Below are 23571 nucleotides of genomic sequence, written 5' to 3' on the forward strand. Positions count from 1 at the left end.
GTCGAGGTTACGGATAGAGATAGCGGGAGCGGCCATGATGAATTACCTGCAAAAGAGAGTAATAGATCAGAATGACCGATCGCCGTCAAGTTTTTTAAATCGAAAATTAGGTGCGGAATGACGGATAGATACCGCTTTTATTGTCAGCCGGTTTTTGGAATGTTTTTAATTTGGCATCTTCTTCCTGTGATGCCATCGGCACTGAAGCACAACCAGTCAGAAATAGGCAAACAGCTAACATGGGGGTAAGTAGTTTTTTTAACATCATCAATCCCTAATTTAAAAATGATAACAAGCCTGTGGAGTCGGCTCTCTATATCCATTAATACTGATTAACTCGGTATTAACTCCTGTTTTCAAGGAAAGGGGATGTGCGGGGGATGAACAGAAAAAACATCATCCTGACACAAGCCTACGTGATTCCATATGGCAAATGATTAGTAAAAAGTGCTATTTAATCAGTAAGCTAAACCTACTATCCTTGATGTTGCGCAATATAGCTTAACTTGTATCGGCCCGCTATCTGTTTGTAATTTAAAGTGTGATTTTGTTGCGCCAGTTGTTGGTTTTTGTGATGAGCTTCATTGGCAATATTTCATTTTTCACTATTGAGGTGTTTTAAACTCATTAATGTTATGGCTATAGAGCTTGAGGAAATTAAGAAAGGTAGCTCTATCTTCCATTCGGATCGTTTGCTAAGGCTTTTATCGAAATGGCGGCTTGTCTGCACATCAATGAATAGGTGATTAATAATCTCGATAAGCCAAATGTATTTAGTTTATCATTCTGAATATTAAATCTTTTTTAGCTTTTATGATTGCCGATTTACGATTGTTTGTTAATAGGCACTTTTACTCTGATGTGTTTGTTGGCTCAAAATTAAGATTTTTCTCATAAAGTGAGTGTAAAAAGTGCTGATATTGCTGATAAAAGTCGTGTTCAGTTCTATTCCTTTCGGCATATACCTCTTATACTTAGCCTCAACCCTGTGCCGTAGCACATTCGACTTATTAACGACTCAGTGAATTCTACATGAAGATCCCTTCTCTGCTTGGTAGTTTTATCTTGGTATGCAGCAGTTTAACTGTTGCCGCGACAGCGCATTCAGCCGATTCGGCCTCTGTCACTACAAAAAGCACCGCCACCAAAGCAACTTCTGCTAAAAAAGCCCCTGCTAAGCAGGAGGTGGCAGCTAATAGTGCATTAGTCGTTGATCTTAAAACTAATGAAATTCTCTATTCCAGCAATCCCGATGCCGTAAGGCCCATTGCCTCTGTGACTAAGCTAATGACCGCGATGGTGACCTTAGATGCTAAGTTACCTATGGATGAAAAGCTTACTATCAATATCAATGATACTAAGGAAATGCGCGGCGTATATTCGCGGGTGCGTATTGGCAGTGAAATTAGCCGTAAAGAAATGTTATTGCTGACATTAATGTCATCTGAAAACCGTGCCGCCGCAAGTCTTGCCCACCATTATCCCGGTGGCCATAAAGCTTTTATTAAAGCGATGAATGCTAAGGCGAAAGCCCTAGGGATGAAAAACACTCGCTATGTAGAGCCGACTGGATTGTCAGAGAAGAACGTCTCGAGCGCGCGGGATTTGGTGGTGTTACTAAAGGCTAGCGAAGGCTATCCCATGTTAGGCCAGTTAAGCTCAACCGAAAAGAAAACCGTAACCTTTGGCAAACCAAAGTACAGCCTCGATTTTAGAAATACCAATCGCTTGGTTTATAAAGATAACTGGAATATCCACCTCACTAAAACGGGCTTTACCAATGAAGCAGGGCACTGCTTAGTGATGCGTACCGAAATGGCCAAACGCCAAGTGGCCTTTGTTGTGCTCGATGCCTATGGTAAGTATACCCATATGGCCGATGCTAACCGTTTACGTACTTGGTTAGAAACAGGCAAAGTCACTCCGATCCCCGCGGATGCTAAGCAATATAAGAAGCAGCGCAATCAGCAGCAATTTGCTAAGGTCAGCGAGACCTAAGACAGGCGTTTCCTGCTTATCCATGTCCCGTCACAGGATAGGTTGACCGTTTTTAGGCCAGAATCGTTCTGGCCTTTTTATTGTCATTTTTCTAGCACTTGTGTTGTAGATGATTGATAGGCTTAACTAAAAGTCAATCAATCACCCCGTAGAGGGTGCGTTGCGTGGCGATACACCGTATTATTGGCAGGTTTTTTCTCTCAAGGATGATATGCGTGTGGCGATAGTCTTAAAAAAACTCCAGTTGATCTATGTGCCCTTTATACTGCTCTGCCTGATATTTGTCTCAGTCTACAGCTTGCTCCATTGGCTGTTGATTATCGAGTTCCAACTGCTGAGCATTGACGAATCGATTATCAATTTTTGGCTGCCGCTGATATTGCCTTGGCCCTTGCTGTTTTTCTACTTAAGACCTCGGCTTAAGTTATTCCGCTTTACCAAGAGTAATAGCCGTTTTATCTATTTTGTGATTGCCGTGCTGTTGCTAGCCGTGCCCACTATCGTGGCGCAGGAATACCTTAATAGCGCAACGGGCAAGTTGACTCAACTCGAGTCCATCAATGCACTATTGCACCAGCCGCAAACCAAGTATTACCAATTAAATCAGTTTTATATCGATAAAAAACATATCGGCGTACAGCGCAATATTGAGCCGATTGGCAAGGGTAATAGTGAGTTGCGTATGAGCCTGTATATTGCGATGCCGATTTTTGCTAAACGTAACGAGAGTTGGTTGGTCGGTGCTAAAGCCTTGGCATGGTATGGCAAAGTTTATGAGAAAACGATCAGTAATAGACTCGAACCGCAGCAGAAAGAAGCGCTATTTCAAGAGTTTATTCATCAGAGCCAGCAGGATTTTAATGCCTTTAAGCCTGAAGACTTTGTCTATCTTGACCGTATCGGTCCGTCGACCCGCTACACTCAGCTACTGACCGCTGCTCAAAAAAGCTCAGTATATTTCGATGGTTATCAAACTGTCTTGATGCCAGTGAATAAGCCCTTCGAGGCGCGTAATGGCCATAAATTAGCGTGGATTATCGCCTGGTTAAGCTTTGCTGCCATTGTATGGTTACTGATGAGCTTGATGCTAAAACTGGACGAGACACAGGCGTCTAAGGCTTTGGTGGCGCAGCTAAGCATAGAAAAACCTAAGGCAGAGCTTTATGGCTTTTTGGCTGAATTTAAACCTCGGCAGGGTTTTGTTATCACGCCAATCTTGCTTTATATCAATAGCTTGATATTTATGTTGATGGCCTTTGCTAGCCAGCACTTTATCGCCTTTCCAAACAGTCTGTTGCTCGATTGGGGCGCAAACCTTCGCCAGTTGGTTTTGGATCAACAAGTTTGGCGGTTGATCAGCAATGTGTTTTTACATGGCGGCCTGATGCATTTGGTTTTTAACTTATACGGACTGTTTTTTGCGGGGATGTTTTTGGAGCCTCTGCTGGGTAAATGGCGTTTACTCGGGGTCTATTTATGTTGTGGTTTAGTGGCGAGCATTGCCAGTATTAGCTGGTATGAGGCGATGATCAGTATCGGTGCCTCGGGTGCCATTATGGGATTATTTGGGGTGTTGATCATGTGGATTTGGTTGGGCTTATTGCCCTTGGCGGACAATATGCCACTTGCTCTGAATCTGACCCTATTTGTTACTGCAAGTCTTGTGATGGGGCTCTTTGGCGGCGTGGATAATGCCGCGCATCTTGGCGGTTTGGGCTGTGGATTATTGCTTGGGAGCCTGCTACGGCCAAATAAGATGCAACCGCAGGCCAATAAAAAGCCGAGGTAAAACCTCGGCTAATGGGTTTTACTATTAAATGTAAGCGGTATTTAGGCGTGCTCAAACATCAGGAAAAGGTACACAATAAACAGCACTATATGGGTCGCACCATGGAGAGCATTGGTTCTACCGCTGCTAAAACTGACTTTGCAGACCATTAAACTGGTGGCTAAAAGCACCATATCCGCCGCAGAAAGGCCTAAGTGTACCTCTTGATTTATCACACTTCCGACAATCAATACTGCGGGCACGGTGAGAGCTATGGTGGCGAGCACTGAACCAAAATAGAGGTTCATCGCCCGCTGCAGTTGATTATTGAGTGCAGCCTTAAAGCCACCTACGGCCTCTGGAGATAAGATCAAACAGGCGACAATAAAGCCGCCCAGTGCTGGCGGCGCCCCGAGAGAGGCCACGCTGTAATTAATGGGCATAGCAAGGGTTTTGGCGAGCAGAATCACCACCAGCAAATAACCAATCAACAGCATAGTGTGGTAGATATTACTGCGCAGTATGCCGTGATGCTCTTCGTGGTCCTCGTGGTCGGCATCGACAAAGAAGTGGCTATGGCTCTTAGTTTGGATCACCAAAAAGATGCCATAGAGCAAAATCGAGATGATGATGAGCATCCAAGACATGGGCTTGGACATGCTGCCAATGGTGCCGCCCTCGGTAAAGTTAGGTAGCACTAAACAGAGCAGGGCGAGGGGAATAATCGCCACTAAATAGGATTTCACCCCATCTAAATTAAAGTGCTGAGTGTGATAGCGCCAGCCACCAAGTAGCAGAGTGATACCAACTAAGCCATTGGTAATAATCATGACTACGGCAAACATGGTATCCCTTGCCATCACTGGATTTGGCTCGCCCGTTAACATCACCGAAGAAATCATCACCACTTCGAGCGAAATTACCGACAGGGTTAAAATCAAGGTACCGTAAGGGTCGCCGAGCTTGATGGCAAGCGCATCCGAGTGACGCACCACGGAGAAAATCGCCCAAGTTACCACTCCGAGTAGGGCGAGTGAAACGGGAATATAGGTTGAGAGAGCCGTGCCATCGGCGAGCAAACTTTCACCGCCAGTCTTGAAGAATACTAACGTGAGTATTCCGAGTAGCAGGGCAAATTCGTCTTTGATAAATGTCTTCATAGGCAGTTGATCCAAAGCGGAAAAAGGCCGTTAGTATAGACATTGGTTATGGCACACTTTGCATGAATATTCTTTTAGATTTGGGGTTAGGCATAAAATTTTGAGCGAGATCGCTTTTTTATTCAAAACCCCAGTTATCGATTAATACCTTTTGCTTAGCCGATTTTGCGAGTCACAAACTAGGCAAACTGCATGCAAGCTAACGTAATTTCTTAGCCATGGTGCTCGGTATTGATCAACTTGCCGAGCTGATCGTAATGATTCCAATCACCCGCTTGGCGATCGGCTATATAGCTGCCTTCACTGCGTTTTTCGCCATTGGGCCAAAACTGTTGCCATAAGCCTTCCCTGCGATCCTTCAGATAAGTGCCTTGTTCGGCGAGTTTGCCATTGACGTGATAATAGCTAGCTTCGCCTTCTTTTTGACCCTTTAGCCAAGTTTCACTCAGTTTAGGGTTACCATTTTGATGGTATTCCCTGCGCTCGCCGTCGAGTTCGCCTTTTGTGTATTGGGCTTCGAGTTTGAGCTGGCCATTGCTGTAATACTCTTTGCTGCTGCCATGCTGCTGATTATCTAAAAATTCGCTGCTGGCGGCTAAAATGCCATCCTCATACCAGCTTTCCCATAATCCTGTTTGCAGGCCTTTATCCATAGTGCCGCTAAGTTTAAGCTGGCCATTATTGGGATAATATTCGGCATAGGTGCCCGTTTTATCATTGTTATCATAGGTTTCTAAGCGATAAACCACTTGTTTAAAGCTGTAGTACTCGCTAGTGCCGTGGCGTTTATTATCTTTCCAGTAGGTTTTTTGGCTGATATTGCCCTCGGGGATCGCGCCGTAGGTTGGATCTTTGGCTTCATAGCGGTAATCAATCCACAGGCCAGTTTTTTGATTATCCTCGTATTGGCCGGTGACGCGGCGGCGACCTTGGTAATATTCGGCGTAATCGCCATTGAGTTTGCCGTTAACAAAGGTTTGTTCTTTTTGCTTAAGGCCAGAAGCATATTGGACCCAAAGGCCTTCTTTTAAGCCTGCTTTATATTCGCCTTCTTCATTAAGGTCGCCATTGTAGTACCAACGGCTAAAGTGGCCGTCGAGGGGATAACTATTGCTGTTATCCGCTTTGCTGCGGGCATAGTGAGCAAGTTCTTTCGGTTTGCCATTATCATAAAAAGACTCGTATTTACCGACCCAAGCGCCCTCGATACGCTCGCCGCGCTCATTGACTGTGCCATCTTGGTAAAAGGATTCGGAGCGGCCGGTGAGTTTGCCATCCACATAAACATCTAAGCTGCGGAGCTGGCCATTGGTGTGGTAACGGCGAAATTCTCCGTCACGTTGACCTAGCTTCCATACCTCTGCGGTTTGCAGTTTGCCGCCGTTATAGCGCTCAAATAATCCATCCTTTAAGCCCATGTTGTAGCCGCTTTTTTCGATAAGATTACCGTCCGCATCATATCGCTCAGAAGGGCCGTGCAACGGATATTGACCATTATCAGCCAGTTGCGAGTCCTGGTAGGTGCGCAGTTCTTTAAGTTGGCCATTAGGGTGAAAGTACTTTTGCACGCCTGCGAGCATATCCTGCTTGTAGTTCAAATCGCTGGTCAGTACGCCCTCAAGGCTAAAGTACTGCTGGCGTCCCTCTAACACATCGTTGAGGTATTGCTCTTCGACTTGGAGTTTGCCCAGTTCATTAAATTGCTGGCACTTACCGTGGCGCAGCCCCGCTTGATAGTGGCACAGGCTCGCCAGTTCACCACTGGGATAAAAGGTGCGTTCTTCACCCTCAAGTTTATCAAGATTAAATTGGCTGGCACTGGCTTTGGTGCCGTCATCGAAAAAGGTTTCCCATAACCCTTGGCGACGACCATCAGCATCAAATCGGCCGCTTACGACCACTTGGCCTTCGGAGTTTTGTTCAAGATAGGGGCCAGTGAGTTGGTTATTGGCGTAGGTTTGGCTTTGGGAGAGGGTGCCGTTTTCATAAAAGCTTTCCCATTTACCATGGCGCAGGTTATCAAGATAACTTTCTTGTGCCTGCAATTTACCGCTGGGGAAGAAGCGCTTAACTTGGGATTTTTGGCCATTTTGGTAGACAGTGCTTTGGTTAACATGGCCGTTGGGGCTAAATTCTTTCCATTCGCCAACGGGGACGCCCTTAGCAAATTGTTGTTCTTCGGTTATCGTGCCATCTAAGTCGAACAGCCGCCAAGTACCATCTTGGTAGCCCTGTTGGTAATTACCTTCAACGATTCTGCTGTTATTAGTATGAAATACTTGCCATTTCCCATTAGGTATTCCCTGAGAAAATTGCCCTAAGGTATAGCCTTGGTTATCGCGAACGATGGCGATATCGCCATTTAACGGCATACCCGTGGCGAGATTGTAATAGCTTGGGATCCCGTTCTGCTGGCGGATTTCGACCATCATGGAAGATAGATTTTGCGCTGCCAGAGCATGGACACTGACTAGGCTGGCTGCGGCAGTCGCGAGGCTGATAAAGCGAAATGGCGTATAGAACATGCTGATTCCTTGCTCTGGGTCTTAAGGCAGCGCCTTTGCGGCCTATATAATTACTCTGTTGAATTTATGTCTTTGGCGCAGGACATAATGCAGTGCCCTGCGCCAAGGTTTACGTTAATTGATTAAGCTAAAACGTTGAGAAAACAGGGTCAGGAGTCACCACCGGCGGCGGTGTTTCCTGATTCAAAAACTGCCCATGATTGTAGCGATTAATCACCTCTATCCAGCCATGCTCCTCAAACTCGTATTGCTTACCATCAAGCCTGCCCAGCTCGTCATAATTGGCGATTTGAAGCACATAATCTTCAGATGAGCGCAGTTCCCAATGGCCGACTTGTTTACCTTGATCGAAGCGACCATACCAATAACGTCTTTCAGGGTTGGGTATTGGGCGGAAACCGTACTCACCATCGGTAAATATCCAATCGCCATCCTGTTGACCATTGCGGTATACGCCTTTTTCATACAGTTGACCATTGTTGGCATAACGTTGCACTAAGCCGTCGGGGTTGCCATGGTTAAAGTTTATTAATTCAAGCAGTTGCCCTGAACTTGTTTCATTACGAAACTCGCCATGGAGTTCACCATTGTCATCATAGCTAAAGGTGAGGCTGGCATCTTCTTGCTGCTTCTTCCATTTGCCCGAGGGCTTGTCATTGGTATATTGACCCTGTTCAGCTACCCAACGCTTACCCGTTTCATGGTCGAATTTCACCATTTCATAGGGGCCTTCACGCTTGCCTGCGTTAAAATGCTCGCGGGTGATAACGTCTGTACCACTACGGCTCTTGACGGATTCGACATACAAGCCAGTTAATTTTTTATCGAGTTCCTCGCGACGATTCACTAATTCGCCTTGCTCGTAGTCTTCGCTAAGTGACCAGTTTTTGAGTAGATCGTTTTCTGTGCTCTCAATCAGTTGGCCTTTACTAAAGCGCTGCTGTTTACGATAAACCCAACGATTACCTTGGTATTTGCTGTCGGTGGTTTTTTTAATTTGCCCTTGTTCATCGTATTCAATGGCTTGGAGGGCATCACCTTTATCGTTAGTCAGTTCCTTTAATTGGATCTGACCATTCTCATAGTAAGTTAGTTGCTCACCAACCTTATAATCAGCTTGATATTGGTAATGGCGTTTGACGTTGCCATTGTCAAAATACTCAAAATAGTCACCGTGTCTTTTGTCTTTAACATACTCTTGGGTCGAGATGACTTGCCCATTTAGGCCCCAAGTAGTCTCAGTACCTTGCAATAGACCATCAACGCGATGTTCTTCACGGTTAAGTTTGCCAAGATTAAAATATTGACTCACGCAGGTTGGGTCATTGCAGATCTTGGCGGTGACTTCACCTTCGGGGCCAAAATGTTCGCTGATGCCGACTTCTTGGCCATCTTTAAAGGTGGTTTTGTAGCGGATATTGCCGCCATTCCAATAACCCGTTTCGAGACCTTGTTTCACACCATTTTCATAGTGCGATTCAACATACAGTTGGCCGGTGGCAATGTATTTTTTAAGCAAGCCATGAAGTTGGCCTTGCTCGTTACGAAAGCCTTGCTCGTACGGCTTGCCATCCTCAAAGTAACATTGATATGCACCGCGAAATTGTTCGCTGGTGAGTTTTTTACCTATGTTGTTATCGGCGAGGGCACTGGCGCAAAAAAGCATATCTTTGTTTTTGTAATAAACCTCAGCCTTATAATGGCCGTCGATCACTTCGGTCAATTGTTTTAGATAGTACTGAGCCTGTTTTTCATCTTTGACAACCTTCCAATGGGCATCGAGTAACACCTTTTGTGCACTGGCATGGGAGCTGATAAGTACGAGTGCTCCTAGGAGCAGTTTTACGGTAAGTAGACGCATAACAGCTCCTTTTTATGGCAAAGGTTTAAAGGTGAATTCATAGGGGATATCGCTGGGTTCTTTGGCGATCGTCATATAACTCACCTTGGCGGCGGGGCCTGCAACACTTAAATAGCGCCCATCGACTAGCACTTCGTTAATCGGCTGCTGAGTATTTTCGGGGAGTCGAATGGTTAACAGATTGCCTTGGGCATCTTCGACCTTAAAGTAATTGTTAAGATAGCTACTCGGCTCATTGCCATATCCCGTTTGCATCAGCCAAGAGTGTAAATCGATTAACCAAGGGCGGTCTGTCGCGGCCAATTCTAAAGGCTGCCAATGGATATCACCTTGGCAACGGATCTTACCCTTGATCTGTTTATCGTAGAAAAACTGCCGCACATGATCCGGAGTCATCAACATATAGGCACTGCCGCTTAGGGCATTGGGAATAAACTGCCAAGTGACGGGATTTTTACCCTCATTAAAACCCTGTTCTATTTCAGGTTTACAGGCGGTCGCCAAAGCCGCTGACATGGGAATATACAGATTATGACCATTGTCAGACACAGGTTTTATCCCTTGGATCGTATTGACCTCATTTTGAGCGCTATCTAGCGTCGGATTGGTGAAGCTACCTAGGCTGGCGTTACCAAACTCGGTGGGAGGATTCGCCAGATTTTTGTTGTACTCGGTAAATTGTACAAAGCGAATCGTCTTGGTTTGAGTCAACTCCGGCTGGGGTTGTTTCTCGATTAACACCACGGTTTTTGGGGTCTCATCGAGCTTGAGTAAGAGTGCGTTGCTGGTGAGGTGATGGCTCTCATCGGCTCCAATTAATTGTTCTAGCAGCTCCTTTTCCGTCGCCGTTAACCAGGAGGGATAATTACCTTCGCGACGGGCATCTGCGATCATGCCTTTAAACTGTTGGAAAGGCAGATTAATACTCTGATCCTCACTCTGTTTTGATATGACTTTAAACAGTTTCGCCTCGGCATCGAGCACTTGGATTGTTAGGCTGGCATCGCCAAAGGTGTAAGGTGTTGCCAGCAATTCATCCCACGACTTTTCGACGATCTTATTCGTCTGTGGGATAAGCGTTAGCTTGGCATTAATATGGTCTATCTGCTTGAGTTTATTCGCAGTGTTATCCCACCCCGTCGCAATAATATCGGTTGCAGATTCAATCGAGGGATTATAATTCCTCGCCCAACCTTTACCGTGCTGCCAGAAGTGAATATCAATCGGTTTACCGTTAGCATCAAAAGCGCTTAAGTCCTCATAACGTACATCGGCTTCCACATATTGCGGGCTCATATTGTGGACAAAGCGTAATTGCAGATCTTCAGGGGTATCAGTACCCCAAGGGCCAACATTATCTAAAATACCTTGTTGGTCTGGTAATAAGGATTTTATAAATGCCTCATTATTGGGGCGATACTCCTGCGGTACCTCGCTAATGCGGTATAGCTCCTTTTGCCGATCATCCCTATCGCGCTCAGCATCAAAGCTATCATCGGCATGCCAAAGCGTGCTCATGATATACGGCCTATCCTTAGGCGCCATCAGGGTACGGTGGGTGAAAGTACTGCCTTGGCGCTCTTCCCGTTGAAAAAACGCCATGCTCTCTAACCAACCGGTTTTACGGTTAACTTCGAACTTGCCATAGGCCTTATACTTGCCTTTTTCACCTTGTAACACGGCGATTAATTTATCTTCACTGACCTGCTCAACCGTCCAAGTTAAGCGCCCATCCATCGGGGCGCTTGTGCTGTAACCGACGCGAGGCTCAAGCGCCACAGGCAAGGTTGGGGCTTGTTTAAACAAGTTATTAAGATTTTGCCAGCGCTCAAATAACTCCTTGATATCTTTTTGATCCATCTTGGCAATGGGGGTTAATTGGCGGACTTCACCATTGTTAAATTCCACATTAAAGCCATCTTTAACCAACTGAGCGATTTCATTGGATTTGGCTTTTGGGTCGATATTACTCACTGGGATCGGCATGCCATAATCGCTAATTTGCAGCAGGTTAGGTTGGATAAAAAAGCGGGCATTATGGGTTAGTGGTGTGGTTAAGCTGGCCGTCTTACCTTCTGTATCTTGTAACTGGTAATCCAGCAGCAATCGTGCCTGCAACACTTTACGAGTTTCGAAACTATCGTTGAGGTGTGAAGTAGAAATAATCTGATACTCGCGCGAAGCGGGAATACTTGCTGACTTATCAGAAACCTGATTATCGCAAGCCGTTAACCCAAGCGTGAGCGTGACAGTGGTACAAAGTACCCTGCATATCCCTATAGCCATTTGAACTCCATTGGTAACTTATGTTATTGAAATGTAATGATATTAATATGTTGTTTGGCGACATTATACACAAAAATGCCCCTAGGGAATAAAAAGCTCACGCCAATTTGGGCGCATGATCAACCATAAATTGGCTATTGATGAGTGGAGAATTATTAAAGGTGCGGCATAAAGCTAATTGCCCTGACAAGCTCTCATCCTTTACTCTTGGTAAGGCCGCTAGATAACTCACAAGCTAGGGAATATAAACCAGTGGTTAGCTTGTTAAATGGAGAAAGAACGATGAGCCCAGATCATAAGCCAGAACTAACCACACCACCTTTCCCTGTCATTCCTCAGGAAGCCTTTGACTGGTATGACGAATATGCCCACGGCATTATCGACCGCCGTGAGTTTATGGCTCGCCTCGCAGGTTTAGTGGCACTGGGTTTTACCATGACCACGCTGACGGGCGCACTAATGCCTAATTACGCCTTAGCCGAGCAAGTCTCCTTTAACGATCCCAGCATTCAAGCCAGTTATGTGAAATTTCCATCCCCCGATGGTTATGGTGAAGGTCGCGGTTATTTAGTCTTGCCAAACGCGTTGCTGATCCCAGGCCAAAAGGCGGGCGATCCTAAGACCTTAGATCTCAGTAAAAAAGCCCCTGTGGTATTGGTGGTGCACGAGAACCGAGGCTTAAATCCCTATATCGAAGATGTTGCCCGCCGCTTAGCGGCCAAGGGCTATATCGCCTTTGCCCCCGATGCGCTTTACAGCCTTGGTGGATATCCTGGTAATGATGATGCGGGTCGCGCCATGCAAGCGAGCCTTGATAGAGCCAAAATCGAGCAGGATTTTATCGCCGCCGCGCGTTTTTTAAGGGCGCACCCGCAGAGTAATGGCAAACTCGGTGCTGTCGGATTTTGCTTTGGTGGTTATATCGTCAATATGCTCGCCGCCACCATTCCCGATGAGCTTGCGGCAGGCGTGCCTTATTATGGCACACCCGCAGCAACTGAGCTGCGCAGCCGTGTGAAAGGCCCGTTGATGTTGCAATTTGCCGCATTAGATCAACGGATTAACGATACATGGGCCGAGTATGAAGCCCTGCTAAAGGCTAATAAAGCCGATTACGTCGCTTATCTTTACCCGAATGTGAATCACGGTTTCCATAATGACTCCACCGCCCGTTATGATGAGCCAACGGCTGAGCTCGCATGGACAAGAACCTTAGATTTTTTTGGTAAACATTTACTCGTATAAGTCCATTTAGCGCTATTGCAACGCTTGAAAGGTGGATGTTTCTTGTGTTACCAACTTGTAGGTGATTCATTGTTTTATACGCGAGTGGGATCAAAATACTTGCTATCAGTTCCCATCTCGCTAGAATGCCCGCTCGAATACCTTTAAGTAGAGGCGCGCTGCCTATGACTACTTGTGCGGAGGGTGATGCCGCAGATGTACAAGGAAAGGAGTCAGCGCCGAAGTAGCCAGGTCATCAAACCGAGCTGCTGGTTTTGCATCAAATAGGTGCAAGACTGCCATAGTCATCCACTATGGAGCGCTACCTGAAGGGGCTGAGGAGTAATACCTCCCTATAGGTTTTGTTTCTTTATCCTCTCGGTAGATCTCCACCCGTTTTTTGGTGAAAAGAGATCATGGACATTAGTCATTTTGCTGACTCAGGTTGGTCAGTACTTCCCCCTTTGTTAGCCGTCGCCTTGGCGATCATCACTCGTCGCGTACTGTTATCCCTTGGCGTAGGGATTGTGGCCGGCAGTTTGTTACTCAATCAGTTTTCTCCCCTTGATTCATTGCACTATATGTTCAATACCGTGCTGAAGATTTTTTGGGTCGATGGCGCACTTAATCGCGACAATATCAATATGTTGCTGTTTATGTTACTGCTTGGTGGACTCATTAGTCTGATGACGGTTTCTGGCGCCACCCGCGCCTTTGCCGAGTGGGCAGCTAAGCGCGCTAAGACCCGTCGCGGCGCAAAAGGCTTAACTGGTGTGATGGTGTTTGCGTTTTTTATTGACGACTTTTTTCATAGTTTGTCGGTTGGCGCTATTTGCCGTCCGGTGACCGATCGCTTTCAAATCTCCCGCGCCAAACTGGCTTATCTTTTAGATTCTACCGCTGCGCCCGTGTGCGTATTGATGCCCATTTCTTCTTGGGGCGCTTATATTATCGCGCTTATCGGTGGCATTATGGCCGCCCACGGCATTAGCGAGCAAAGTCCAATCTCAGCCTTTGTTGAGATGATCCCGATGAATCTCTATGCCGTGTTTACCCTGTTGATGGTGTTGGTGGTGATTATCTTTCAAATGGATATCGGCCCGATGCGTAAACATGAAGCATGGGCGCTGGAGGGGAAGCTTTGGGATCCGTCTAAGCCTCGTCCAATCGGCTTAGATATGGAAAGCCCTGAAGAAAGTAACGGTGGCATGATCGATATGGTATTGCCGATCCTAACCCTCACAGGCGCGACCGTGTATTTTATGATTTCCTCTGGTGCGGCAGTGTTGGATGAAAAAGGGCTGCCATTTAGCGTACTTGGCTCCTTTGAAAACACCAATGTGGGCTCCTCGCTAGTGTATGGCGCGCTGTGCAGCTTGGCGGTGTCAATTGTGCTTGCGCTGCGGTTAAAATTGGGCGCTAAAAACTGGCTTAAAGCCGCCCCGCAAGGAGTGATGGCCATGCTACCTGCGATCAATATCTTGCTATTTGCATGGGCGATTGGTGCGGTTGTTCGCGATGTTGAGACTGGCAAATATCTGGCCTCCCTCGCCAACGGTAACTTGCCAATGGAAGTGTTGCCTGCGGTGGTGTTTGTGTTGTCCTGCGCCATGGCATTTGCCACCGGAACCAGTTGGGGCACCTTTGGTATTATGTTGCCACTGGCTGGCGACATGGCCGCAGCCAGCGATATCGCATTAATGCTGCCTATGCTTGCCGCAGTGCTTGCGGGCTCAGTGTTTGGCGATCATAGCTCGCCGATTTCCAGCACCAGTATTTTGTCGGCCACGGGGGCAGGTTGCCACCATATTGACCATGTGATGACCCAGCTACCCTATGCGTTAGCCATCGCCTTTGGCGCCACCTTAGGCTATTTGGCCATGGGGATTATGCATTCAACCTTAGCTGGATTTGCCGTAAGCGCCCTGTGGTTTGTGCTCTTCACTGCTTATCATCTGCGTAAAACGAAAAATCAGCCTTTGTTAGCTACGGCATAAGGCACTTTTACACGCTATCAACCAGGGGCCCACGGGCCCCTTGGTTTTTGGTGGGCTTGAGTAAATCTGCATCCATTCAAATAAACTTAAGTCATCACTTAACTATCTAATTTGTAATGTGAAAGTGGTAGACAGATGTTCAGCACAACGTTATCTTAGGTTTTTAACAAGGATGAAACTTAATCGTGACCTCGATTCAGTTCACTTGCATCAGGAAGATGTATCTTTATTTCGCAAGAACACCTCCTGAACAATATGCGATAAGTCTCTAGGTGCTAGGTGCTAGGTGCTAGGTGCTAGGTGCTAGGTTCTAGATTCTAGATTCTAGATTCTAGATTCTAGATTCTAGATTCTAGATTCTATAAAAGCATTACAGCAGTGCAATCCCTTGGCTAATGGGTGTTGGCCAAGTGCGGTAGCCATGGAAAGATTTTTGTCGGTTCACAAAGTAGTGAACTGGTTATTTAGCGGCCTTTCGGCCGAGGTGAATCAAGGTCGTGGGTCTTCAACCCACACCCGACCAAGAGGGGATCAACAGCAATTCCCTCTTGGATCTCCCTTGCCGCCCCTAACGGAGTTGAAAGCCCCTTGGGCATTAAGCGTTCTTATGCTATCGCGTCAGACGCTCGTCCCTGATTCGACTGACGCTATCTCGGCATCCATGCCTCGCTCACGCAACGAACGCAAATGCCCTGCGGCAACTCCGAGGGGGTGGTGTATTCCTTCGGCTCAGGTGTTATAGGTCGATTGTTAAGGCATAAAAGTGCCTGTCCAATTTTTTTAACCTCAGTGTCAGTTATAAACAATGAAAGTTATACCTATCCGAATATTTTAAATAATTTAATAAAATCAAATAAATGGATGTTATGATATGAAATATGCACTTGTACCCCTTTTGTGTTTATGTCTTTCAGCATGTGGTGGCGGTGGTGGAGATTCTTCAGCAGAAACACCTACCCCACCTCCTGTCACCAAAGATCCCTTGTCTAAATTTATCAATATTAAAGACCAATATGCAGGTATTGAGTCTGCAGCTCCATTGAATACAGAAACATTAGGCCAAGTGTACAAGTACATCTTTACACTCATTCCTGAATTACTACCGGACTATAACGATCAAAGTGGCGAACTGGGTTCGACTTGCTCTGGTGGTGGAACGATTAAAATTTCGAATGGAAGCTCAGATAAAGAAAAAAATATTGCTTTCACTAATTGCGTTGAAGATGGTATGACAACTAACGGTAAAGCTACTGTGAGAGCAAACCGATTTTCCACCGATGGAATACTTATTGATAGTACCGTGATTTTTGAGGATGTTGATGTAAAAGGTACTTTAGGTCACAGTTTACTTGCTGGTACTGCACAATATGTAGAGCAGGACTTAACTTGTGCAAAAACTGAAGCAACATATAATTTAATTTTTTCAGATGTTAATAATAAAAAACAAATCTTATTTTCAAATTTTAAATATATTAGAACTGGTAATGAGATGGTTTTATGTGGAAATGATGGTTTTAGGATACAAGGTCGCGTATTCGATTCATCTTTAGGGTTCTGGGATGTCCAAACGAATGAATTATTTAAACTTAACACTATGGTACATGCCTATGAAGAAAGTGGTGAGTTTGTTGTTAGGGGAAGTAACAGTAGCCAAGCTACATTTTCAGTTGAATTCTATAAGGAGTTAAGAGGAAACGTAAACTCTAATTATACCTATTATAAAATTATGCTACATAGTGGCATGGTAAATAAAGAATATGCTTTTTTAAAGGAATACTATAAACCCTCCATATTGACCTCATTTGAGGATACAGATAACGATGGAATAACTGATGGTTGGGAGTTAGCTTTTGGTTTAAATCCAACATCGGCTTTGGATGCAACTCAAGATTTAGATGGTGATGGTTTTACTAATTTGCAAGAGTTCTTATCTTTTGGTCATCCTAACGATAAAAAAATACTTCCTAAAATTGCTGATCTCGGAGTTACTTTATCCCATGAAACCCAAGGCTATTCTAAAAAAATTATCGTAAAAGCTGAAGTCGAAAGTGATGTAAAATCAACTGACAGCGGAACAGTGTTGACGACCTACTCAACATCTCTTCCGATTTATTTTGATAGCGATAGTTATGCTCATTCAAATTTTTGTACTTTATCAGATAATCTACTCGAACTGACCTGTAAATGGGATAATATATCTCCAGGATATAAAGCTGTTCAAGAGATCTATTTAAATGCTGACTCAGCTAATGGATCAGAGATTAAGAGTGTTATCACTGCAAAAATACAGCATCTTGGACATGATGAGGATTTGTCGAATAACCAAGCAACGATTGATGTAGCAAGACATGCTGCTGATGTATCTTATCGATTGTGGATTGATAACCGTCAAGAGTACATGATGGAGTTAGTTGATACTTCACAAAAGTTAGCATTTATAATTCATCAACAAGAATCTAAATTTGGTGGCTTTGACACTGTAACTGGCAACAAAATTAGACTAGACATACCTGAACATATCACATTATTAAGTGCCGAATGTGTTAATAGTCATGAAAAGTATAATTGTTTGGTTGGAAACGAAATTGTTTTTAAAGACTATCAACAGGCTTATAGTTTTACACTTGATATTAGGGGAGATAGTCAAGGGGAAGGAAAGTTAGTATTCAATTCACTCAGTTCTATAACTGGTGATAAAGTGTTATCTTCAATACCATTTCCAATAGTGGTTGGTCAATCTACAGAAGCATTACAAAAACAGATTGATATGGCGGCCGATGGTGAAAAAGTTAATGTCTCGGCAGGAATTTATATTGGTGATTTAGATTTATCTAAAAAGCAAACCCTATTAGAAGCTGAATCTAAAGGTGCTAAGCTTTATAGCGGTGAAACTTCATTTTGGCAACCAAGTTTAATTATTGATAAAAACAGTAGTTTAAATGGTTTTACCTTGGCTAATCACTATATAAAGGTAGGGAGTAGTGGAGGTACTATTACACGTAATTTATTCGATGGTACACCAAGCAACCTCAGTTCAGTATACGTTTTAAATAGTGGTGAAATGCTTTTTGAACAAAATATATTGATAGGTAAGGCTCTCGATAATGGTTACGTATCTAGTAATTTGGATGATGATTACCATTGCCCTAGGATTGAAAGCGGTAATTATGCTGTTGCACAAAACACTAAGACTAGACTAGTCAATAATATATATTTTGGTAATCTTTTTGATGCGCCTGATTTATATTTTGGATGTCAGCTTATCAATGCAAGTATGTCCTCTGAGTTAGAAGTTTATAATAATACATTTTTGGGTTTAGAATCTGTGGTGAAGCTTATTTATCATGGGGTTAATGAGCCATATTATAAAATATCAATCGATAACAATATCGTTTCAAAATCCAGATCGTTAATTGATAATGCTTCTTATGCTAGTACTTTGTATAGTTTTACTCCAGAATCTAGCATTAGCTTGAATAACAATTTAGTCAATGAAGTTAATAGCTTGTATATAGATATGCAGGATCAACAAGTTGAGGTGAATACTCTTTTTGCTGATCCTTTGCTTGATAGTAATGGATATCCTTTTAGTAACTCACCAGCAATCGATGCAGGTGCGCCCTTGAAAGTAGATGTCGATCTATATGGTGTAGCAAGACCAATTGACGGTGATAACAATGGAACAAAAGTCATTGATATTGGTGCAATAGAGTTTAGATTAAACTGATTATGCTACATTCTTTAATTGTTAAAGCTCTAATTGCTAAACAGTGGATGCAAGTTTGCTAAATAACCAGAAATGACTCATGGAATGTAAAGCACAGGAATGGCAGGTTAGTATTACTATGACCTGCCCATTTTTCTCAACGTCACTGGTGCAACAATGCCAGTTCTGGTGTATCCCGTAGTATTTATGTTTTCTGATGAAAAGAGCTGTTCGGAATAGAAATGGATTTTGGAATGAAATCAGTTTTACAAATTACCTTAGGGATCTTGTTAGCGGGTTTGGTCACTTTGTTAGTGCGAATTGGCTATCTAAGCTATGTCGAATATCGGGTTAAGCAAGAAATAAACGAAATCGCGCTACAGCAACAACAGCGAGAAAAAGCTCATCAACAAGCTGTAAAAGAGCGTCAGCTTGCTGAATATCAAAAGCAACAAATTGCAATGCAACAGGCTGCGGAACAGCAACGTATCGCTCAGCAAAACGAAGCCGCACGTATACGCAAAGCCGAAGCATGGCGCAAATATTATATCGTCCCCGAAGACTGCAAAAACTATAAGTCAGATGAACATATGGTTAACTGCCTAAACCATAAAGCCGATGCCAAAGCAGAATTTGATAAGGCGTATGACTCTGGTGAATTGGTACTTTCGAAATAAAGTAGTCGAAATTTTTAGCATAAATAAAAGTTGTGGGGCTTCACCCCTAATTTTTAAACAAGAGTCGACCAAGAGGGGAGCAACAGCAATTCCCTCTTGGATCTCCCTTGCCGCCCTTAACGGAGTTGAAAGCCCCTTGTGCTCATTGGCAAATTTGCTATCGCTTTCGAAGGATGCGTCCCTGCACCTGCGAAAGCTAGCTCGCCATCTGATAGGCAGGATGCCTGAATGTCGTGACGTGTATGGATGCACGATAACGACCATGGCGAGACTCACGCAATTTGCCTATTCGCCCTGCGGCAACTCCGAGGGGATGGTGTACTCCTTCGGCTCAGGTGTTATTGGTCGATTGTTAGGGCATAAAAATGTGCCTGTCCGATCTTTTTAAAATGGTGTTTGCAAATGGCTAAAAACAAGCAAGATAACTTTCCTGAAACGATTAGAGCGCATTTGGAGCAGATCGCAGAACGGCTTTGGAGTGACAGAGCCGTTGTTATGGTAGGTGCTGGGTTTAGCAAAAACGCCAGTGCCAAGTATCCAAGTTGGTTTGAATTGGGTGACATTCTCTTTGAAAAAGCTCACGGCAGAAGGCCTGATACGAACGAAAAATCCTATCTAAGCTTATTAAAAGTGGCTGAAGATGCAGAAGCCGTAATAAAGCGTCCAGCGCTCGATGCGGTTTTAATGCAACATATTCCCGATAACACTGTAGACCCATCAGTGTTGCATGAAACGCTCTTAGAATTACCTTGGGCTGACGTCCTTACCACTAATTACGATACTTTACTCGAGCGAGCACAAAGAAAGGTAATCAGTCGTCGTTACTCTACAGTTTTTCACCAAGATGATTTGGCTTTCCAAAAGAAACCTAGGATTATCAAATTACATGGCAGTTTCCCCAGTCATCGTCCTTTTGTTATTACAGAAGAAGATTACCGAGAATACCCGCAAAAACGAGCGCCTTTTGTAAATACGGTTCGGCAGGCTCTATTAGAGAACACCCTCTGTTTGATTGGCTTTTCAGGAGACGATCCAAACTTTCTGCATTGGATAGGCTGGATTCGTGACCAGCTTGGCGGCGATCAATGCCAACCGATTTATTTAATTGCGACTGGTAAAATATCTGTAGCCCAACAGGCTGTGTTGGCCAAGAGACAGATAATTGTTGTTGATATGACTCTTTGCAACGGTTTTGCGGTGGGTGATCACGCAGCAGCCATTGAGCGTTTTTTCAATTTCATGAAAGGCCGTAATCCATATAGCTTGGATTGGCCTAAACCGGATTACGCTAGACCAGAGAATTTTCTTGTCAAAGAGAGTGATTTTACAAGCAGAATTGCTGCTTGGAGCTCTCAGCGCTTGGCATATCCGGGTTGGCGTGTGTTACCTCAAAGTAAGAGAGAAAATCTTTTAAGTTGTACTCGTTCTTGGGCGAAAGTTGATTTTACCGAAGATGCCAAAAGTACTAAAAGTGGTAATGACCTACTGTTTTTATTTGAATTGGTTTGGCGTTTAGACCGATGTTTATTGCCACTTTTTGACGATATTGCTGAGAAAGTTGAAGCTGTATTGAAAAAGTATTGGCCATTTCCTTCAACGTCATATTCAACAGATTATGAAGTAACCCAAGAACTCCCAGAATTTCAGTATTTGGATTGGCCAGCGATTCGGGTCGCATGGTTAGAACTCGCCTGTGCTTTGTTGCGCTTTTATCGAGAAGATGATCAACAAGACAATTGGCAAATATTATTCAATAGAATTGATTCGCTGCGAAATTATCTTTCCGATGAACAGAATGAGTTTTTGCATTATCAAAGTTACTTGTTTCAGTTCTTCCAGCTGAATTTTAGTGGTGCCCGAGAGCAGCTAGCGCTATGGCAGCCTGCGTTGTCAAAGCCGTATTGGCAAAGTATTCGTTTTTGTGCAGCAGCCGAATTAGGTTTGCTTTACCAATTAACGATGCAGGATAAAAGTTTTGAACTCGGTGATGGCCTACTGCAAGCGCTTTTCGATACCAAAGAGCAAGCAAAGAATACAATAGCTGGAGTTTCCTATCAGTCAGAATCAGATGAGGCTTATCAAATGGTTCATTGCAGATGGATACCTGAGGCTTTGCTTGGATGGAGAGAACGTAGTGACCGAAATGAACAAACAGAGTTAAACGAAAAGCATCGCAATCAACGATGGGATGAACTAAAAGCTGTTTGTTGCGACCCTTGGGCGGAACTGAAGTTGTTTGAGTTAATGTTGGGAAAACCTGTCGATATCCAGCAGCAAGTAGTTGAAAAGGATGCTTTCGATCTGGGTAGAAAAAATACCTCATCAAATTTTGGAACCGATGACTTAGATGCGCTGAATGCCTATGCGTTTTTGCGGTTTGCTGAGGATATTGGTTTACCATGTCGTGTATCAAATACGACGTTCGTTAAAAACACATTTATCGCAACACTTCCCCGTATCGCGAAGTACTCATCAACTTGGGCGCTAATTACCATGTTGAGGTCTGGAGAACCAAAAGTGGTTGATGAGCTTTTCAATCGGGAATCTGTGTTTCGATTAACGGTTGAGTACTGCGATCAACTGATCTTACGTTTCACAAAGATTCTAAAAAGTTATCAGCCCAGTTCATCAGATTATACGTTAGAGAAAAAGACCTTTGAGCAGAGTCTAGCGTTAATTCTACCCGAGGTAATTTCAAGATTATGTTGCAAGTGCAGTGCCGCTGTGAAGTCAGAGGTACTTTCTTTGATAGATTTCATCTACCAGTCACCATATAAATCAAATTATGGCGGGGTGAAGAACCTATCGAAGCGATTTCTCGATTCACTTACAAACACTGAGCTTTCTCGATTCCTACCCGTCATTCTCAAAATTAAGCAACCTAGAGATTTAGATTTTCGAACCAAGAATGAATTTCTACCTTTGTTAAAGATTGTAGGGCTGACGAGAAGACAAGGAATTTCCACCACTGACTTGACTGAAATCCAACCTGAAATTGACTATTTGCTACGAGATGTGGCTTCAGACAATTCAAGTTTGAGAGATTGGGCTGTCAGTACTCTTATGTTTTTGCTTGAGATTGGTGCATTATCCGAAAACCAAATTGAGCAGTTTGCAGAGGCATGTTGGAAGCAGGCAGATCCATTTGGATTACCCAAATGCGAGCTGTTCTACAAATTTGTTTTTCTAGAATATCTACCTACGACAGAAGAGCAAGAACAGCAGTATAGGAGTTATCTCAGTTCGCTTGCATTCCCTGTTCAAAAATCTGGAGAAACTGGCTTCACTATTACAAATGGCCATTCGGAGGAAATTGATGAATTGCTCGGCTCTGCGCAGTTAACTTCAGTCGAAAGAAAAGGAAAGCCGTTCTGGACTATTCAAGAGGCCAATAAGCTTTTAAAGCAATTAATGAATTGGTGGGATTCAGACAAAAATAGGTTAGATAATGAACGAAATTCAAAACCTAGAGAATCCAGTATTTTTGGTGGGGATAAGGAGTTTCATTCCAGATTGCAGCGGATTTCAGCGGTGTTAGCCATTGTTATTGGACCAACTCTTAATAACCGAGCGTCAAGCACAACAAAAATGGATTTATTAAGACTACTCGACGAAATGCGAGATCAAAAATTAAATACGTTGGAAGCTCAAGCGGCTTGCTGTCATATTGTTGATATTGAATCTGATTTTTTATTGGCGCGAATAACCGATGCGAGTCAGAGTTCAGACTACCAGAAGGTAGTTGATGCTTTAAAGGCCATATTACTGATTATCCAGAAAGATTTGAAAGGGCTTCAATCAGAAGCCGTATTGCTACTATGCCAAATTCTCCTTTGGGATCGCAGTAAAACTTTAATTCAAAGCTTGTGGATTGTTATCAGGTTAGTTCGCGAGATGAAAGAAAAATTGCCACCGAAACTGCAATTTGCAGCCTTAAAACTTATCGAACGATTAAAGGATGAAAGTTGTTATGACAGTGAGCGCTTAAACCTCACTTTCAATGAAAAAATAGAGTTAAGGAAAGTGGTTGTGACATTAGCTTCTGAGTTTGCTGTCCATTTGCCAAATCTTGAGATCAAATCTACATCAGTGATTGATTATTGGCGTCAAATTAGTGAGACAACAAATGAATTTGCAGAGGTAAGAGCCGCGTGGCGTAGTGTTTGAAAGGTTTAACAAGCTACCCATTGTTAAATTGGCTAAGAGATAGGAAACGCATAACTCTTTAAAGGTGAAAAGTTAACTCTAATGCCACAGAAGTTCACCAATCCCCTGCGAAGTTGCTGAAGGGCGTTGAAGGAAATCGCGTGACGCAGACAGGACGTCTGCGTAGCTTTCGGGGGGAAGGGACGCCCCATCGGAAGCGTTA

At 44.0% G+C, this 23571-nt stretch carries 11 protein-coding genes and 1 riboswitch; of the genes, 7 read left to right on the top strand and 4 right to left on the bottom strand.

All coding sequences use genetic code 11. The annotated features are described in order from the left end of the window. Nucleotides 1–1032: 1032 nt before the first annotated feature. Both pbpG and AEA42_RS19885 read left to right on the top strand, forming a co-directional pair. Nucleotides 1033–1998: a D-alanyl-D-alanine endopeptidase gene (gene pbpG / locus AEA42_RS19880; protein ID WP_037414829.1), complete on the top strand. Its 966-nt coding sequence runs from the start codon at nt 1033–1035 to the stop codon at nt 1996–1998. A gap of 211 nt (nt 1999–2209) precedes the next feature. Beyond that, complete coding sequence (locus AEA42_RS19885; RefSeq protein ID WP_055648637.1) at nt 2210–3787, top strand: rhomboid family intramembrane serine protease; 1578 nt, start codon at nt 2210–2212, stop codon at nt 3785–3787. Between the two features lie 41 nt (nt 3788–3828). On the opposite strand, the gene AEA42_RS19890 is transcribed toward AEA42_RS19885, so the two are convergent. The 4 genes from AEA42_RS19890 to AEA42_RS19905 form a co-directional block, all read right to left on the bottom strand. Continuing rightward, entirely contained in the window at nt 3829–4926 is a 1098-nt protein-coding gene (locus AEA42_RS19890; protein WP_055648638.1) for a calcium:proton antiporter, read from the bottom strand. A 212-nt stretch (nt 4927–5138) separates the two neighbouring features. Continuing rightward, on the bottom strand, nt 5139–7451 hold the full coding sequence (locus tag AEA42_RS19895) for a toxin-antitoxin system YwqK family antitoxin (protein ID WP_055648639.1): 2313 nt from the start codon (nt 7449–7451) through the stop codon (nt 5139–5141). A gap of 127 nt (nt 7452–7578) precedes the next feature. Beyond that, nucleotides 7579–9312 carry a hypothetical protein gene (locus tag AEA42_RS19900; RefSeq protein WP_055648640.1) on the bottom strand — a complete coding sequence of 578 codons (1734 nt, stop codon included), beginning with the start codon at nt 9310–9312 and terminating at the stop codon, nt 7579–7581. 12 nt (nt 9313–9324) lie between these two features. Beyond that, on the bottom strand, nt 9325–11598 hold the full coding sequence (locus AEA42_RS19905; RefSeq protein WP_055648641.1) for a hypothetical protein: 2274 nt from the start codon (nt 11596–11598) through the stop codon (nt 9325–9327). A 282-nt stretch (nt 11599–11880) separates the two neighbouring features. On the opposite strand from AEA42_RS19905, the gene AEA42_RS19910 reads away from it, so the two are divergent. From AEA42_RS19910 to AEA42_RS19930, 5 genes are all read left to right on the top strand, one after another. Further along, nucleotides 11881–12843: a dienelactone hydrolase family protein gene (locus AEA42_RS19910; protein WP_055648642.1), complete on the top strand. Its 963-nt coding sequence runs from the start codon at nt 11881–11883 to the stop codon at nt 12841–12843. 140 nt (nt 12844–12983) lie between these two features. After that, nucleotides 12984–13155, top strand: a riboswitch (Lysine riboswitch). 83 nt (nt 13156–13238) lie between these two features. Then, nucleotides 13239–14819 (top strand): Na+/H+ antiporter NhaC family protein, encoded by a 1581-nt coding sequence (locus AEA42_RS19915; protein ID WP_037414811.1) that lies wholly within the window; start codon nt 13239–13241, stop codon nt 14817–14819. Between the two features lie 871 nt (nt 14820–15690). Continuing rightward, the gene (locus AEA42_RS19920) at nt 15691–18546 is read left to right on the top strand and encodes a thrombospondin type 3 repeat-containing protein (protein WP_055648643.1); all 2856 of its coding nucleotides are present in this window, start codon (nt 15691–15693) and stop codon (nt 18544–18546) included. A gap of 233 nt (nt 18547–18779) precedes the next feature. Beyond that, entirely contained in the window at nt 18780–19202 is a 423-nt protein-coding gene (locus AEA42_RS19925) for a hypothetical protein (RefSeq protein WP_055648644.1), read from the top strand. A gap of 402 nt (nt 19203–19604) precedes the next feature. Beyond that, nucleotides 19605–23369: an SIR2 family protein gene (locus tag AEA42_RS19930; RefSeq protein WP_055648645.1), complete on the top strand. Its 3765-nt coding sequence runs from the start codon at nt 19605–19607 to the stop codon at nt 23367–23369. Nucleotides 23370–23571 lie beyond the last annotated feature (202 nt).

The organism is Shewanella sp. Sh95, assembly GCF_001308045.1.
In the GTDB taxonomy this organism is placed as follows: Bacteria; Pseudomonadota; Gammaproteobacteria; order Enterobacterales; family Shewanellaceae; genus Shewanella; species Shewanella xiamenensis.

What these genes read in the sequence shown, in the direction of transcription:
- AEA42_RS19900 (WP_055648640.1), bottom strand. Translation starts at nt 9,312, where the DNA reads ATGCGTCTACTTACCGTAAAACTGCTCCTAGGAGCACTCGTACTTATC.
- AEA42_RS19930 (WP_055648645.1), top strand. Translation starts at nt 19,605, where the DNA reads ATGGCTAAAAACAAGCAAGATAACTTTCCTGAAACGATTAGAGCGCAT.
- pbpG (WP_037414829.1), top strand. Translation starts at nt 1,033, where the DNA reads ATGAAGATCCCTTCTCTGCTTGGTAGTTTTATCTTGGTATGCAGCAGT.
- AEA42_RS19905 (WP_055648641.1), bottom strand. Translation starts at nt 11,598, where the DNA reads ATGGCTATAGGGATATGCAGGGTACTTTGTACCACTGTCACGCTCACG.
- AEA42_RS19910 (WP_055648642.1), top strand. Translation starts at nt 11,881, where the DNA reads ATGAGCCCAGATCATAAGCCAGAACTAACCACACCACCTTTCCCTGTC.
- AEA42_RS19920 (WP_055648643.1), top strand. Translation starts at nt 15,691, where the DNA reads ATGAAATATGCACTTGTACCCCTTTTGTGTTTATGTCTTTCAGCATGT.
- AEA42_RS19925 (WP_055648644.1), top strand. Translation starts at nt 18,780, where the DNA reads ATGAAATCAGTTTTACAAATTACCTTAGGGATCTTGTTAGCGGGTTTG.
- AEA42_RS19885 (WP_055648637.1), top strand. Translation starts at nt 2,210, where the DNA reads ATGCGTGTGGCGATAGTCTTAAAAAAACTCCAGTTGATCTATGTGCCC.
- AEA42_RS19915 (WP_037414811.1), top strand. Translation starts at nt 13,239, where the DNA reads ATGGACATTAGTCATTTTGCTGACTCAGGTTGGTCAGTACTTCCCCCT.
- AEA42_RS19895 (WP_055648639.1), bottom strand. Translation starts at nt 7,451, where the DNA reads ATGTTCTATACGCCATTTCGCTTTATCAGCCTCGCGACTGCCGCAGCC.
- AEA42_RS19890 (WP_055648638.1), bottom strand. Translation starts at nt 4,926, where the DNA reads ATGAAGACATTTATCAAAGACGAATTTGCCCTGCTACTCGGAATACTC.